This window comes from Nonomuraea sp. NPDC049421, from assembly GCF_040677005.1.
GTDB lineage: Bacteria > Actinomycetota > Actinomycetes > Streptosporangiales > Streptosporangiaceae > Nonomuraea > Nonomuraea salmonea.
Map to the genome: position 1 here is coordinate 46,641 of NZ_JBFAQA010000013.1, position 14,196 is coordinate 60,836.

13 protein-coding genes are annotated in these 14,196 nt (G+C 70.6%); 5 read left to right on the forward strand and 8 right to left on the reverse strand.

Annotation, left to right across the window (positions count from 1 at the left end; genetic code table 11):
- Nucleotides 1-5: 5 nt before the first annotated feature.
- Nucleotides 6-821, forward strand: coding sequence for an SDR family NAD(P)-dependent oxidoreductase (locus AB0K18_RS22755; protein ID WP_364917266.1), 816 nt, complete (start codon nt 6-8; stop codon nt 819-821).
- Here AB0K18_RS22755 and AB0K18_RS22760 read toward each other — a convergent pair.
- Together AB0K18_RS22760 and AB0K18_RS22765 are read right to left on the reverse strand one after the other, a co-directional pair.
- The gene (locus AB0K18_RS22760) at nt 808-1,746 is read right to left on the reverse strand and encodes a ribose-phosphate pyrophosphokinase (RefSeq protein ID WP_364375315.1); all 939 of its coding nucleotides are present in this window, start codon (nt 1,744-1,746) and stop codon (nt 808-810) included. The two genes, AB0K18_RS22755 and AB0K18_RS22760, sit on opposite strands and share 14 nt — an antisense overlap.
- A 66-nt stretch (nt 1,747-1,812) precedes the next feature.
- Nucleotides 1,813-2,451, reverse strand: a complete 639-nt coding sequence (locus AB0K18_RS22765) for an HAD family phosphatase (RefSeq protein ID WP_364917269.1) — start codon at nt 2,449-2,451, stop codon at nt 1,813-1,815.
- A gap of 98 nt (nt 2,452-2,549) precedes the next feature.
- On the opposite strand from AB0K18_RS22765, the gene AB0K18_RS22770 reads away from it, so the two are divergent.
- A complete protein-coding gene (locus AB0K18_RS22770; RefSeq protein ID WP_364917271.1) occupies nt 2,550-4,352 on the forward strand; it encodes an alkyl sulfatase dimerization domain-containing protein in 1,803 nt (600 codons plus the stop codon).
- Here the strand turns inward: AB0K18_RS22770 and AB0K18_RS22775 are convergent.
- Together AB0K18_RS22775 and AB0K18_RS22780 are read right to left on the reverse strand one after the other, a co-directional pair.
- Entirely contained in the window at nt 4,349-4,810 is a 462-nt protein-coding gene (locus AB0K18_RS22775; protein WP_364917272.1) for a hypothetical protein, read from the reverse strand. The genes AB0K18_RS22770 and AB0K18_RS22775 overlap by 4 nt on opposite strands.
- Before the next feature lie 22 nt (nt 4,811-4,832).
- Nucleotides 4,833-6,248, reverse strand: a complete 1,416-nt coding sequence (locus AB0K18_RS22780) for a cytosine permease (RefSeq protein WP_364917275.1) — start codon at nt 6,246-6,248, stop codon at nt 4,833-4,835.
- Between the two features lie 105 nt (nt 6,249-6,353).
- Between AB0K18_RS22780 and AB0K18_RS22785 the strand changes: the two genes are divergently transcribed.
- Nucleotides 6,354-7,754 carry an MFS transporter gene (locus AB0K18_RS22785; RefSeq protein ID WP_364917278.1) on the forward strand — a complete coding sequence of 467 codons (1,401 nt, stop codon included), beginning with the start codon at nt 6,354-6,356 and terminating at the stop codon, nt 7,752-7,754.
- 89 nt (nt 7,755-7,843) lie between these two features.
- Nucleotides 7,844-8,905: a HAMP domain-containing sensor histidine kinase gene (locus AB0K18_RS22790; RefSeq protein WP_364917281.1), complete on the forward strand. Its 1,062-nt coding sequence runs from the start codon at nt 7,844-7,846 to the stop codon at nt 8,903-8,905.
- Nucleotides 8,906-8,910: 5 nt separating this feature from the next.
- On the opposite strand, the gene AB0K18_RS22795 is transcribed toward AB0K18_RS22790, so the two are convergent.
- Nucleotides 8,911-10,698 (reverse strand): bifunctional metallophosphatase/5'-nucleotidase, encoded by a 1,788-nt coding sequence (locus AB0K18_RS22795; RefSeq protein WP_364917284.1) that lies wholly within the window; start codon nt 10,696-10,698, stop codon nt 8,911-8,913.
- Nucleotides 10,699-10,806: 108 nt separating this feature from the next.
- Between AB0K18_RS22795 and mshD the strand changes: the two genes are divergently transcribed.
- A complete protein-coding gene (mshD, locus tag AB0K18_RS22800; protein ID WP_364917286.1) occupies nt 10,807-11,715 on the forward strand; it encodes a mycothiol synthase in 909 nt (302 codons plus the stop codon).
- Nucleotides 11,716-11,730: 15 nt separating this feature from the next.
- On the opposite strand, the gene AB0K18_RS22805 is transcribed toward mshD, so the two are convergent.
- The 3 genes from AB0K18_RS22805 to dcd form a co-directional block, all read right to left on the reverse strand.
- Nucleotides 11,731-12,738 (reverse strand): inorganic phosphate transporter, encoded by a 1,008-nt coding sequence (locus AB0K18_RS22805; protein WP_364917288.1) that lies wholly within the window; start codon nt 12,736-12,738, stop codon nt 11,731-11,733.
- An 8-nt stretch (nt 12,739-12,746) separates the two neighbouring features.
- Nucleotides 12,747-13,364 (reverse strand): DUF47 family protein, encoded by a 618-nt coding sequence (locus tag AB0K18_RS22810; RefSeq protein WP_106243913.1) that lies wholly within the window; start codon nt 13,362-13,364, stop codon nt 12,747-12,749.
- 251 nt (nt 13,365-13,615) lie between these two features.
- Nucleotides 13,616-14,191, reverse strand: a complete 576-nt coding sequence (gene dcd / locus AB0K18_RS22815) for a dCTP deaminase (RefSeq protein ID WP_364917720.1) — start codon at nt 14,189-14,191, stop codon at nt 13,616-13,618.
- Nucleotides 14,192-14,196: the final 5 nt, after the last annotated feature.

Sequence of the window (14,196 nt, forward strand, 5' to 3'; positions counted from 1 at the left end):
CAACTATGATCGATACCCGGCTGTCTGGAAAGGTCGCGCTGATCACCGGCGCCAATCAGGGCATCGGCGCGGCGGCCGCCCGCGCGCTGGCGGCCGAGGGCGTGGCGGTCTTCCTCACGTACAAACGGCTGACGCCGCTGAACGACCCGGTCTATCCCGCGGCCTACGACCAGGCGCGCGCCGCCGACGCCTCCGAGGTCGTGGCCCGCGTCCGCGAGGCGGGTGGCACGGCGGAAGCGGTGGAGGCCGACCTCGCCGACCCGGCCGTCCCCAAGGCCCTGTTCGACCAGGCTGAGAAGGTGTTCGGCCCGGTGGAGATCCTGGTCAACAACGCCAGCGGCTGGCTCAGCGACACCTTCTCGCCCGCCGAGCGCGACGGGTTCGGCCGCCCCCTGCGCCCGGTCGACGCCGAGACCCACGAGCGGCTGTTCGCCGTCGACGTACGCGCGCCCGCCCTGCTGATCGCCGAGTTCGCCCGCCGCCACCTGGAGCGCGGCGCGAGCTGGGGCCGCATCATCGGCCTCACCTCGGGCGGCGCCGACGGCTTCCCCACCGAGGTCAGCTACGGCGCGGCCAAGGCCGCCCAGGAGAACTACACCATGTCGGCCGCGCGTGAGCTGGGCCGTCACGGCGTCACGGCCAACATGGTCCATCCGCCCGTCACCGACACCGGCTGGGTCAACGAGAAGGTCGCCGTCGCGGTCGCCGCCGACGGCGTGCTGCCCGAGGTGGCGCAGCCCGACGACGTCGCCGAGGTGATCACGTTCCTGGCCTCGCACCAGGGGCGGCGGGTGACGGGTCAGGTGGTCAAGATGTACTGAACAGGGCGCTGACCGACTCGCCGTCGTGGATCCGGCGCATGGCCTCGGCCAGGGCGGGCGCGATGGACAGCACGGTCAGCTTGTCGGCCGGCTTGGGCGGCGGCACGGTGTTGGTGCAGACGATCTCCTCGACCTCGGGCAGCGAGGTGAGGCGTTCGAGCGCGCCGCTGGAGAACAGGCCGTGCGTGCACGCCACGCGTACGGACCTGACCTTCTGCTCGCGCAGCCGGTCGAGCAGCTCGATGACCGTGCTGCCCTTGGCGATCTCGTCGTCGAGGATGATCACGTCTTTGCCGGTCACCTCGCCGATCACGGAGCTGATCACCACGCGGTCGTCGCTGAAGCGCTGCTTGGCGCCCATGGCGACGCCGGTGCCGAGCAGCCGCGCGAAGGCGGCGGCCTCTTTGGCGTTGCCCAGGTCGGGGGAGACGACGACGGTGTTGGACAGGTCGTAGCGGCGGAAGTGGGCGGCCAGCTCGCGCAGCGCGTGGAGGTGGTCGACCGGCACGCTGAAGAAGCCGTGCACCTGCGGCGAGTGCAGGGTCATGGCCAGCACCCTGCTGGCGCCCGCGGCCACCATCAGGTCGGCGACCAGGCGGGCGCCGATGGAGATGCGCGGGGCGTCCTTCTTGTCGCTGCGGGCGTAGGCGTAGTGCGGCAGCACCACGGTCGTCCGCGCGGCGGAGGCGCCGCGCGCGGCGTCGAGCATCAGCAGCAACTCCACGAGGTGCTCCTGCACCGGCGGGACGAGCGGCTGGATGAGGAACACGTCGCGCTCCCGGCAGTTGGCCTGGAGCTGCACTTCGAGTACGTCGTTGGCGAACCGGTTGATCTGTACGGGGTGGAGAGGAGTGCCCAGCTGAGCGCAGATCTCCTCAGCCAGCTCGGGGTGGGCACTGCCACTGAAAACCGTGATGTCTCGCACGATTCCCACATCGTAGCCACCGGCACTGACATGGCCTGGCAGCGGCCCCGCGAGTCGTGAAGGGGCTCAGCCGATCAGCTCGGGGGTGAGCGCGTCGAGGCCGGGCAGCACCCGCCAGGCCAGGGCGAGCGCGTCGGGCGCGGGCGGGTAGCGCGGGTGCGGCACCGCGATCACGTGCATGCCCGCCGCGTACGCCGACCGCAGCCCGTTGCTGGAGTCCTCGACCGCCACGCAGCCCCGGGGATCGACGCCGAGCCGCCGCGCCGCCTCCAGGTAGCCGTCGGGCGCCGGCTTGCCCCGCTCGACCTCCTCGGTGGACACGGTGGCCGCGAAGCACTCCGTCAGCCCCGCCGCGTCGAGCACGACGTCGATCAGCCGCCGGGGGGACGAGCTGGCCAGGCCGAGCGTGGCCGTCGCGGCCAGGCGGCGGACGGTCTCGACGGCCTTCGGCATGAGCGGGACGCCGTCGCGGTAGCGGGCCGCCATCTCGTCGATCACGCCGCGCGCGATGTCGCCCGGCTCCTGCTCGACGCCGATCTCGTGCAGGTAGGCCGCCCATTCGCCGGTGCTCATGCCCATCAGCTTCGTCTGCGTGTCGGGCTGCCAGGTGCCGCCGTGGTCGGCGACGTACGCCCGCCGCACCTCCTCCCACACCGGCTCGGAGTCCACCAGCACACCGTCGAGATCGAATACGCACGCATCCACGTGACCACCCTAATCACCTCCGGACTTGCCGTGAGATTCATCCTCTTTAGTGCATCTATTGGGCTATATGTCTGGTTCTCCAGGGCATGCGGCTTGGCATGGCAGACCTTCCATTTCACGACCGTGCCGACTTCGAGGACGCCGACCGGGGCTTCATCGCCGCCCTCACCCCAGGCGTCGTCAAATCGGTGGACGGCGACGTCGTGTGGGACAACGACGCCTACGACTTCCTCAAGGAGGACTGCCCCCGGACCGCCCATCCCGGCTTGTGGCGGCAGGGCGCGCTCTGCGCCCGCCAGGGCCTGTACGAGGTCACCGACGGCATCTACCAGGTACGCGGCCTCGACCTGTCGAACATGACCCTGGCCGAGGGCGAGAGCGGCGTCGTCGTCATCGACCCGCTGATCTCCACCGAGTGCGCCGCCGCCGCGCTCAAGCTCTACCGAGCCCACCGTGGCGACCGCCCGGTCACCGGCGTCGTCTACACCCACTCCCACGTGGACCACTTCGGCGGCGTGCGCGGGGTGACCGGCGGCGGCGTGCCGATCCTGGCCCCGGCCGGCTTCATGGAGCACGCGGTCGCCGAGAACGTCTACGCGGGCCCCGCGATGGCCCGCCGCGCCGTCTACATGTACGGCCCCGCCCTGCCCCGCTCCCCTGAGGGCCAGATCGGCGCCGGGCTCGGCATGACGGTCTCGACCGGCACGATGTCGCTCATCCCGCCGACCGCGGAGGTCACGCGTACCGGCCAGGAGGAGGTCGTGGACGGCGTCCGGATGATCTTCCAGCTCACGCCGGGCGCGGAGGCCCCCGCCGAGATGAACGTGTTCTTCCCCGGCCGCCGCGCCCTGTGCCTGGCCGAGAACGCCACCCACAACCAGCACAACATCCTGCCGCTGCGCGGCGCGCAGGTCCGCGACGCGCGCGCCTGGGCCCGCTACCTCACCGAGGCGCTCGCCCTGTTCCTCGACGGCACGGACGTGGCCTTCGCCTCCCACCACTGGCCGACCTGGGGCCGCGAGCGCATCGAGCGCTTCCTGTCGCGGCAGCGCGACCTGTACGCCTACCTGCACGACCAGACCCTGCGCCTGCTCAACAAGGGCCTGACGGCGGCCGAGATCGCCGAGGTCGTGCAGCTCCCGCCCGAGCTGGAGCAGGCGTGGCACGCGCACGGCTTCTACGGCAGCGTCAGCCACAACGTCAAGGCCGTCTACCAGCGCTATCTCGGCTGGTTCGACGGCAACCCCGCCCACCTGTGGGAGCACCCGCCGAAGGACAGCGCGATCAGGTACGTCGAGTGCCTCGGCGGCGGCGCGGCCGTGGTGGCCTTCGCCCGCCGCTACATCGACGAGAACGACCTGCGCTTCGCCGCCCAGCTGCTCAACCACGCGGTCTTCGCCGACGAGGGCAACAAGGAGGCCCGCGACCTGCTGGCCGAGGTCTACACCCGGCTCGGCCACGGCGCCGAGAACGCCACCTGGCGCAACTTCTACCTCATGGGTGCCCTGGAGCTGGCCGACGGCATCGTGCCGGCCACGGCCGACCGCCCCGAGACCGACTTCTTCGCCGCGCTCTCCGTGGAGCAGATCTTCGACTCGATCGCCATCAGGGTGGACGGGCCGCGCGCCTGGCACGAGCGGCTGACCATCGACTGGCACCTGACCGACCTCGGGCGGCGCTACCGTACGTCGCTGTCGAACGGCGCGTTCGTCCAGCAGCGCGACCCGCGCGACGACGGCGCCGCCGACCTCACCCTGCGGCTGACCAGGGCGCAGCTCGCCGGCCTGCTGTCGGGCAAGGGCGTGGAGGGCGTCGAGCGCGAGGGCGACACCAACGTGCTGCGCCGGCTGGTGGCCGTGCTCGACCACCCGGTGCCGGACTTCGCGATCGTGACCGCCTAGCGTCCCAGCTCGGCGCGCAGCGCCTTGCAGGCGAGCGCGAGCAGCGTCACGACGGCCGCGGCCACGCCCGGCCCGACCAGCAGCGGCAGGGTCAGCTCACCGGCGTGCCAGGCCGCCGCGATGATCGCCGACGAGGTCAGCACCGACACGCCGAACATCGCCGCCCACAGCGGCAGCACGTGCAGGTACGCGAACAGCAGCGGGAACGCCAGCCACACGAACGGCGGCGCCGCCATGGCCAGCACCGCCCACCCCGCGCTCACGAGCCCGAGCCACACCGCCCTGGCCGGGCCAGGGGTGGCGGGCGCGGCGGCGTAGAGGAGGCCGAGCAGCACCCCGCCCGACGCGACCGCCAGGCGGTCCTGCTGCCACGTGGTGACCACGGCGACCGCCAGCACCCCGAGCCCCGTCGCGTGCACCGCCCAGGTCAGCAGCCGATACGGAACGTTCATCGTCACGCACCAAGCGTAACCGTCCGGATCAGCTCCGAACGTGGGTGCGCAGCCGCGGCACCGCCGACAGCGCGAAGTACAGGATCCCGGCCAGCACCAGCGCGATCACCACGCCGATGTTCGCCGATCCGAACGTGCCGCCCTCCAGCTCCGTGCTCATGAGGAAGCCGACCACGTTCGCGATGCTCGGGTCGGCCGAGGTGATCAGCCCGAGCCCGGTGATCGACGCCACGACCAGCGACAGCAGCCCCGCCCAGTTGAGCGCGGGCGCGCCGGCCCGCAGCAGCCGCTCGTCGTAGTCCCGGCCGCCGGCCCGCAGCCGCCACATGTCCACCAGGAAGATCGCCGCCCAGGCCGCCATCACCACGCCCACGATCGCGAGGAACGCCTGGAAGGTGGCCAGGAAGCTGGTGGAGACGAACAGCAGGTAGTAGCCGCCGAGCACCATGAGCAGCCCGTCGATCAGCACCGCGTAGTGGCGCCTGATCGGCACGCCGAGCGCCAGCATCGACAGCCCCGACGAGTAGATGTCCATGATCGCCCCGGCCAGGAACCCGCCGATCGCGGTCAGCAGGTACGGCAGCAGGAACCACGTCGGCAGCGCCGCCGCCAGGGCCGCCACCGGGTTGGCGCCCGCCTCCTCGGCCAGCTTGGGGTCGCCGCCCGCCAGCAGCACGCCGAACACCAGCAGCACCATCGGCGGCAGCGCGCCCCCGAGCGTCGTCCACAGGGTCACCGAGCGCGGGGACGAGGTGGCGGGCAGGTAGCGGGAGTAGTCGGCGCCGCAGTTGACCCAGCCGAGCCCGAGCAGGGTCATGGCGAAGATGACGCCGCCCACCCAGCCGCCGGGACCGGCCGTGGTCTCCAGCGAGACGCCGAGGTTGGGGGCCATGAGCACCATGTAGACGACGGTGAGCACGACGAACACGTACGTCAGGTAGCGCTGGACGACCATGATCATCGCGTGGCCGTACACGCCGACCGCGATCACCACGACGGCGGCGACGACGAAGCAGATCGCGGTGGTCGTCGTCTCCGGGATGCCGGGCGCGACGCGGCCGAGGATCTCGGCGCCGCTCTGCGCGGCGAGCGTGACCAGCACGATCTCCCAGCCGACGTTCGAGATGTAGGAGAACAGGGTCGGCAGCTTGTTGCCGTGGTAGCCGAACGGCGCCCGCCCGAGCGTCATCGTCGGCACGCCGGACCGCGCCCCGCCCACCGCGACCAGTCCGACCAGCAGGAACGACAGCACGTAGCCCACGGCGCCGGTGATGATCGCGGGCACCACGCCGAGCTGCAGCCCGACGATGTAGACGCCGAACGCCACCCCGAACAGCGACAGGTTCGAGCCCGCCCAGGGCCAGAACAGGTCGCGCGGCCGCCCGCGCCGCTCGCCTTCGGGGACGGCGTTGATGCCGTTCTGCTCGACCTCCATCGTGCTCATGATCGGACGGTACTCGTCAGGGGGCATTCCGGGCAAAGAAAATCCTGGTGGGCGATATCTCCGCTTTCCCGGGGAATCATCCAGCTCGGTTTTCCGGCGGAGGAGGTGATCGGCGCGTTCGGCTCCGACCCGCGACGGCGCGCCCTGGCCGTATGCCTGACCTCCGCCTTCATGACGGGGCTCGACGTGAGCATCGTCAACGTCGCGCTGCCGTCGATCCGCGAGGCCCTGCACGCCGGCGACGACGCCCTGCAGTGGACGGTGTCCGGCTACGCCCTCACCTTCGGCCTGTTCCTCATCCCCGCCGGACGGCTGGGCGACGCCAGGAGCCGCCGCACGATCTTCCTGTGGGGCGTCACGCTGTTCACCCTCTCCAGCGCGTTCTGCGGCCTCGCCTGGCAGATGCCCGTCCTGATCGTCTCCCGGCTCGTCCAGGGCATGGCGGCCGGGCTGCTCAACCCTCAGGTGTCCGGGCTGATCCAGCAGATGTTCCGCGGCTCGGAGCGGGGCCGCGCCTTCGGGGCACTCGGCGCCACCATCGGCGTCTCCACCGCCGCAGGGCCGCTCATCGGCGGCGCGCTGGTCACCGTCTTCGGGCCCGAGCTGGGCTGGCGGTGGGTGTTCCTGGTGAACGTGCCGATCGGGCTGGCGCTGCTGCCGCTGGCCTGGCGGGTGCTGCCACGCCCTCACGTCGATGAGCACCGGCGCGAGAGCATGGACCCGGTCGGCGTACTGCTGCTCGGCGTCGGCGTGGCCGGGCTGCTGGTGCCCGCCATCCAGCGGCACCGCTGGGACGCCCAGGTCTCCACGCTGATCGCCGTTTCCGCGCTGGTGGTGCTGGCCGCCTTCGTGGCCTGGGAGCGCCGCTATCCGCGTGAGCCGCTGGTCAACCTGGAGCTCTTCCGCAAGCGGTCGTACCGGCTGGGCACCGCCATCGCCCTGTTCTACTTCTCCGGCTTCACCGGCATCTTCTTCATCTTCACCCTCTACCTGCAGAGCGGCCACGGCTACAGCGCGCTGCTCGCCGGGCTCGCGATCACGCCGTTCGCGCTCGGCTCGGCCTCGGCCGCCGTGCTCGGCGGGCACCTCGTCTCCCGGATGGGGCGGCGGCTGACGGCGATCGGGCTGTCCATGGTGATCGCCGGGCTCATCGCCACCATGGTCGCCACCGCGCTCGTCCCAGGGCCGCGCACGGGCCTCGCGACCGCCCTGCCGCTGCTGCTCGCGGGCCTCGGCAGCGGCCTGGTCATCTCGCCCAACCAGGCCATCACGCTCTCCGAGGTGCCGCCCGCGGGCGGCGGCAGCGCGGCCGGCGTCCTGCAGACCGGGCAGCGGCTCGGCTCGGCCATCGGCATCGCGGCGGCCGGCTCCACCTTCTTCGGCTCGCTGGGCGACGGCTGGGCCGGCGCGTTCCGCCACGGACTGATCGTCGTGGTGTCGTCGGTCGGCATCGCGCTGCTCGCCGCCCTGTACGACCTGATACGCAGCCGCCATGACGCTCACTGAGCGTGTCTATCGGAGAAGTGTTCGCAGGTTAGGGAGAACGTCAACGGAGGGTAAAGTCACGGACAGTGACGTGGGAGGGTGGGGATGGGATGACAGTCCGGCTGGTTCCGCTGGTTCCGCGCTCGATCAGGACCCCGGGCAGCACACCAGGTGCGCTGCGCGTGCTCCCGCGCTCGATCCGGGTGCGGCTGACCACGATCGCGACGCTGGCCGCCGCCGCCGTCTTCACCACCGGGGTCGTGCTCGCGCTCGCCGACCCGAGGCGGGCGCTGCTGTGGACGTCGCTCGGCGCGCCGCTCGTCCTGCTGGCCGTCGGCGGGCTCACCTGGAGCGCGGTCAGGTCCGCGCTGCGCCCGGTCGAGCGCATCCGCGCCGAGCTGGCCGAGATCACCGGGCAGGACCTGAGCAGGCGGGTGACCGTACCTGACACAGGGGACGAGATCGCCGGGCTGGCGGTCACCACCAACCACACCCTCGACCGGCTCGAACGCTCCGCCGAGACCCAGCGCCGCTTCGTCGCCGACGCCTCCCACGAGCTGCGCAGCCCCATCTCCGCGCTGCGCGCCCAGCTGGAGGTCGCGGGCAGCTACCCTGACGAGACGGACTGGCCGGTCACCTGCGCCCGCGCGCTCGCCGCCGCCGACCGGCTGACCTGCATCATCGACGAGCTGCTCATGCTGGCCAAGCTCGACGCGGGCGCCGTCACGCGGCGCCGCGTGGTGGACCTCCGCGGCGTCGCAGAGGATCAGGTACGCCGCCGCGAGGGCTCACGCGTGCCCGTGCACCTGCGGCTCAGCGGCCCCGCCCCGGTGCTCGGCTCGCCCGTGCAGCTCGACCGCCTGCTGACGAACCTGCTCGACAACGCCACCAGGCACGCCGCCACCCGCATCGACGTCTCCGTGGCCGTGCGCGGAAACGACGTGGTGGTGACCGTCACCGACGACGGCGACGGCATCGCGCCCCAGGACCGCGAGCGGGTCTTCGAGCGCTTCACCCGGCTGGAGAGCGCCAGGGCCAAGGACAGCGGCGGCTCCGGGCTGGGGCTGCCGCTGTCCAGGGAGATCGCGGTGGCCCACGGCGGCACGCTGACCGCCGCCGACCACCGCCCCGGCGCCCGCTTCGTCGCCGTCCTCCCGCTGCACACCGCCTGACGGAGCTACGGCACCACCGTGATGCGGTCCGTGGCCGGCGGGGCGATCGGGTTGTCCCTGCCGAGGTGGTCGACGAAGGCGTCGATGTCCAGCGGCCCGCTCCACAGGTCCGTGCCCTCGGTGAAGCCGAGGAACGCGTCACCGCCGCCCACCAGGAAGTTGTTCGCGGCCACCCGGATCGTCTGGGTGTCCGTGACCGGCCGGCCGTCGATCGTCATGTCCGACACCTTCGAGCCCCACGGCGCGCTCTGGCCGTAGGTGTAGGTGAAGTTCGCCGAGGGCTGCAGGATCTTGGTGAACGCCTGGTTGTTGGGGCCGCCGGTGAACTGCTGCTCCAGCACCGTCTTCAGCTGCGCGCCGGTCAGCGTGACGACCTGCATGAGGTTGTTGAACGGCTGCGTGGTGAACGCCTCGCCGTACGTCACGACCCCGTCGCCCTCACCGGCCGGCGAGCCCGCGTACGTGAGGGGCGCCCGCACCCCGCCCGGGTTCATCAGCGCGATCTGCGCGTTGCCGCCCTCCCGCGTGGCGGCGAGCTGGGCGTCGGCGATGAGGTTGCCGAGCGGCGTCTCACCGGACGGCGCCGCGACCGTCGTGATGTCGGCGCTGATCGTGCCGACCGCCCGGTTCGCGACCGGGGCCACACGGTCCTTCCAGGTCTGCACGAACGCCGAGATCTCCGGGTCCGGCGTCACCGTACGCGTCACCACGTGGTTGTCGGCCACGACCGAGGCCCGGTCGATGTCCCGCGTCTTGACGTTCACCTTCATGTCGACCTGCGTGATGACCCGCCCGAACGAGCCGCCCTGCGAGAAGAGCCGGTCCTTGCCCGCCGGGTCCTTCACCTTGCACACGTACGCCTGGTGGGAGTGGCCGCTGAGCACGATGTCGATCTCGGGGTCCACCTGGGTGGCGATGCGGTTACCCGCGCCGGGGACCGCGCTGCACGCGTCGGGCGACTGCCCCGCGTTCACCTGGTCGCCCTCGTGCACCAGCACGACCTGGGCCTTCACGCCGACCAGCTTGAGCAGCTTGGAGGCGACGTTCGCGGCCTTGACCTCGTCCACGAACTTGAGGTCCTTGATGCCCTCCGTCGTGACGATGCTCGGGGTCGTCTGCGTGACCAGGCCGATGAAGCCGATCGGCACGCCGTTCATGATCTTGATGCTGACCGGCGGCAGCGCGGGCACGCCCCAGTCGGACAGCAGCTTCTCGATCTTCGAGCTGTGCGCGCCGCCGAGCGCGGCCAGCGCGTCGGTCTTCTCGTGCTTGTTCTTGAACAGCACGTTCGCGCCGACGTAGTCGAACGCGGCGCCCTTCCACTTGCCGGCGGGCGAGCAGCCGTCCACGGGGTGGCAGCCGCCCTTCATGATGCGGCGCAGCTCCGTGTAGCCCTCGTCGAACTCGTGGTTGCCGACCGCGGCCACCTTGAGCCCGAGCTTGCCCATGAACTCGACCGACGGCTCGTCGTGGTAGGCCGCCGAGATCAGCGGCGTGGCCCCGATGAGGTCGCCCTGGGCGACGGCGATCGTGTTCCTGTCACGCAGGGCCTTCATGTGCGTGGCGACGTAGGCCGCGCCGCCGGCGTCGACCGTGTTGCCCTGCTCGTCCACCATGCGGCCTGAGGACCCGGTGGGAGGTTCGAGATTGCCGTGGAAGTCGTTGAGCGCCAGGAGCCGGACGGGAACCGTCCTGGGCGCCTTGCTCGCGTTCGCCGGGATGGTGGCCATCAGCACCGCACCCGAGGCGACGGCTCCGGCGAGCGCCAGCCGGAGGAAGGAACCAGACGTCATGGCCCAAGACGTTACGGCGGGAAGCTATGCAGCCAATGTCGCAAAGGTAACGATTTGCCGGGGTGCCTGATGGCGTTATCTGCCAGTCGTACGCCTAGAGTTCGTTCTGTGAACGTGCGCGTGGATATCCGGCAAAGGCTCGCTGACCAGGAGATCGCCGACGTCGTCGGCTTGGTGGAGGCCGCGACGGAGGCCGACGGCGTCTGTCCGCTCAACGAACACGTCATGCTGCACCTGAGATACGGCGGCGACCCGCAGGCCCGCTCGCTCCTCCTCTACGCCGGCGACGCGCTCGCCGGCTACGCCCACGTCGATCCCACCGACGAGGTCGAGGGGCCGAGCGCCGAGCTGGTCGTCCCCCCCGCCCACCGCCGCCAGGGCCACGGCACCCGGCTGCTGCGCGCCGTCATGGACGCCGCCGGCGGCCGTCCTCGCCTGTGGGCCCACGGCGACCACGCGGGCGCGGCCGCGCTCGCCGCCGCCTTCGGCTTCGACCGCGTCCGCTCCCTGTGGCAGATGCGCCGCCCCCTGGCGGAACCGCTGCCGCCGGCGACGCTGCCGGTCGGCGTGGAGCTGCGGACGTTCGTCCCCGGGCAGGACGAGGAGGAGTGGCTCAAGGTGAACGCCGCCGCCTTCGCCCACCACCCGGAACAGGGCGCCTGGACGATGGACGACCTGCTGCGGCGCGAGCAGGAGCCCTGGTTCGACCCCGAGGGCTTCTTCCTCGCCCAGCGCGGCGACCGCCTCGCCGGCTTCCACTGGACGAAGGTGCACGGCTCGTCCGAGCACGGCCACGACCCGCTGGGCGAGGTCTACGTCGTCGGCGTCGACCCCTCCCAGCAGGGCACCGGCCTCGGCAAGGCGCTCACCCTGGCCGGGCTCGACCATTTGCGCTCGCGCGGTCTCGCCCAGGCGATGCTGTACGTGGACGAGACCAACACGGCGGCGATCCGCCTCTACGAGGGCCTCGGTTTCACCCGCTATGACGTCGATGTCATGTACGCGCCCCCGCAGTAAGGGCCTTCCCGGGGGTCAGCCCTCCACGATGGCGTGCAGGACGAAGTAGGACAGGGCGGCCACGATGGCCGCGGCAGGGATGGTGAGGATCCACGCGGTCACGATGTTGCCCGCGACGCCCCACCGCACCGCGCTGAGCCGCTTGGTGGCCCCCACACCCATGATCGCCGTGGTGATGGTGTGGGTGGTGGAGATGGGAGCGCCGAAGCCGATGGCCGCGCCGTACAGGACGGTCGCCGCCGCCGACTCGGCCGCGAAACCCTGCGGCGGGTCCAGCGCGATGATGCGCCGGCCCAGGGTCCGCATGATGCGCCAGCCGCCCGCGTACGTGCCGAGGGAGATCGCCCCCGCCGCGGAGAGGATGACCCACTGCGGGATCGGGTCCGACGGCTGGGCGAACCCGCCGACGGTGAGCGCCAGGAAGATGACGCCCATCGTCTTCTGCGCGTCCTGCAGGCCGTGACCGAGCGCCATCGCCGCGGCCGAGACGGTCTGCGCGTACCGGAAGCCCCTGTTGGTCTTGCCGGGTTGCCCGTTGCGGAAGATCCAGTAGATTGCGATCATGATCGCGGCGGCCAGGCTGAACCCGATCACCGGCGACAGCACCATCGGGATGACGACCTTCTCCAGGACGCCGTCCCAGTGCACCACGCTGCTGGAGGCCAGGGCCGAGCCCACCAGGCCGCCGATGAGCGCGTGACTGGAGGAGGACGGCAGGCCGAAATACCAGGTGATGAGGTTCCAGACGATCGCGCCTATCAGCGCGGCCGCCACGATCACCAGGCCGTGCGAGCCGTCGGGGGCGTCGATGATGCCTTTTCCGACGGTCTGCGCGACCTGGGTGCCGAGATGGGCGCCGATGAAGTTCATCGCCGCCGCCATGAACAGCGCGGCCCTGGGGGTCAGGGCCCGGGTCGAGACGGAGGTCGCGATCGCGTTCGCCGCGTCGTGGAACCCGTTGGTGTAGTCGAAGGCCAACGCGATGACGACCACGCCGATGACGAGGCCAAGCGTGAGGTCCACTGCCGGGCCTAGCTTTCCTTGACCGCGATCGACTCGACGGTGTTGGCGACGTGCTCGAAGGCGTCGGCGGCCTCCTCGAGGGCGTCGACGACCTCCTTCATCTTCATCACGGTCAGCGCGTCGTACTCGCCGCTGAACAGCTTGGCCAGCAGCCGCCGGTAGACCTGGTCACCCTGGTTCTCCAGGCGGTTGACCTCGATCCAGTACTCGTTCAGGTTCTTCATCGAACGCAGGCGCGGCATGGCCTCGGCCGTCAGCTCCGCCGCCCGCTCCAGCACCTCGACCTGCCGGACGACGTCCTTCGGAAGATGGTCGATCTGGTAGAGGACGATCAGGTCGGAGGCCGCCTCCATGGCGTCCATCACGTCGTCGAGGTTCGAGGCGAGCCGGTAGATGTCCTCGCGGTCGAACGGAGTGATGAAGCTCTCGTTGAGCCGGTTCATGATCGCGTGAGTGCGTTCGTCACCGGCGTGCTCGCAGGCGCGCATCTTCTCGGCCAGGGCCTCCCTGTCCGAGCCGTCACTGATGATCTCCACCAGTAGCCGGGATGCCGTGACCAGGTTGTTCGCCGAGTCGGCGAACAGGTCGTAGTAGCTGTCCTCACGTGGCGTGAGACGCAGGCGCACGTCGTTCTCCAGATGTGCGGGGATGGTCCGTGGAAGAGTATGGCTTACCAGGCGAAATGCGAACTTCATGTCCCCTTCGCCTAGTGGCTACCCGGTGTTCGTCCCACAACACCGGTGTAGCAGGTGGTTTCGGGGGCATTCGTGCAGCTCGGACCGGCGTTGCGACCGCTCAGAACGCCTTCATGATGGCTCCTCGACCCCTGCTGTTCATCTACCTGTTCCTCTACTGTTCACCTGTTGTTCACCTGAGGTCAGATCTTGGTCCGGTGGAAGTTCTGGAACGACCGCGACGGCGTCGGGCCACGCTGACCCTGGTATCGCGAACCGTACTTGTCGGACCCGTACGGATGCTCCGTCGGCGAGCTCAACCGGAACACGCAGAGCTGACCGATCTTCATCCCCGGCCACAACTTGATCGGCAACGTCGCCACGTTCGACAACTCCAGCGTCACGTGCCCGCTGAACCCGGGATCGATGAACCCCGCCGTCGAATGCGTCAGCAACCCCAGCCGCCCGAGCGAACTCTTGCCCTCCAGCCGCGACGCCAGGTCGTCCGGCAGGCTGACGACCTCGTACGTGGAGGCCAGCACGAACTCACCCGGATGCAGGATGAACGGCTCGTCCCCCCGCGGCTCCACCATCCGCGTCAGATCCGGCTGCTCCTCCGACGGATCGATGTGCGGGTAGCGATGGTTCTCAAACACCCGGAAAAATCGGTCAAGCCGGACATCGATGCTGGACGGCTGAAGCATCTCCGGATCGAACGGATCCAGCGACAGACGCCCGGCGTCGATCTCGGCCAGGATGTCACGGTCAGATAGCAGCACGGTGA

Excerpts from the sequence above, each read along its gene's own strand:
- AB0K18_RS22755 (WP_364917266.1), top strand. The coding sequence starts at position 6 with ATGATCGATACCCGGCTGTCTGGAAAGGTCGCGCTGATCACCGGCGCC.
- AB0K18_RS22770 (WP_364917271.1), top strand. The coding sequence starts at position 2,550 with ATGGCAGACCTTCCATTTCACGACCGTGCCGACTTCGAGGACGCCGAC.
- AB0K18_RS22780 (WP_364917275.1), bottom strand. The coding sequence starts at position 6,248 with ATGAGCACGATGGAGGTCGAGCAGAACGGCATCAACGCCGTCCCCGAA.
- AB0K18_RS22790 (WP_364917281.1), top strand. The coding sequence starts at position 7,844 with ATGACAGTCCGGCTGGTTCCGCTGGTTCCGCGCTCGATCAGGACCCCG.
- AB0K18_RS22795 (WP_364917284.1), bottom strand. The coding sequence starts at position 10,698 with ATGACGTCTGGTTCCTTCCTCCGGCTGGCGCTCGCCGGAGCCGTCGCC.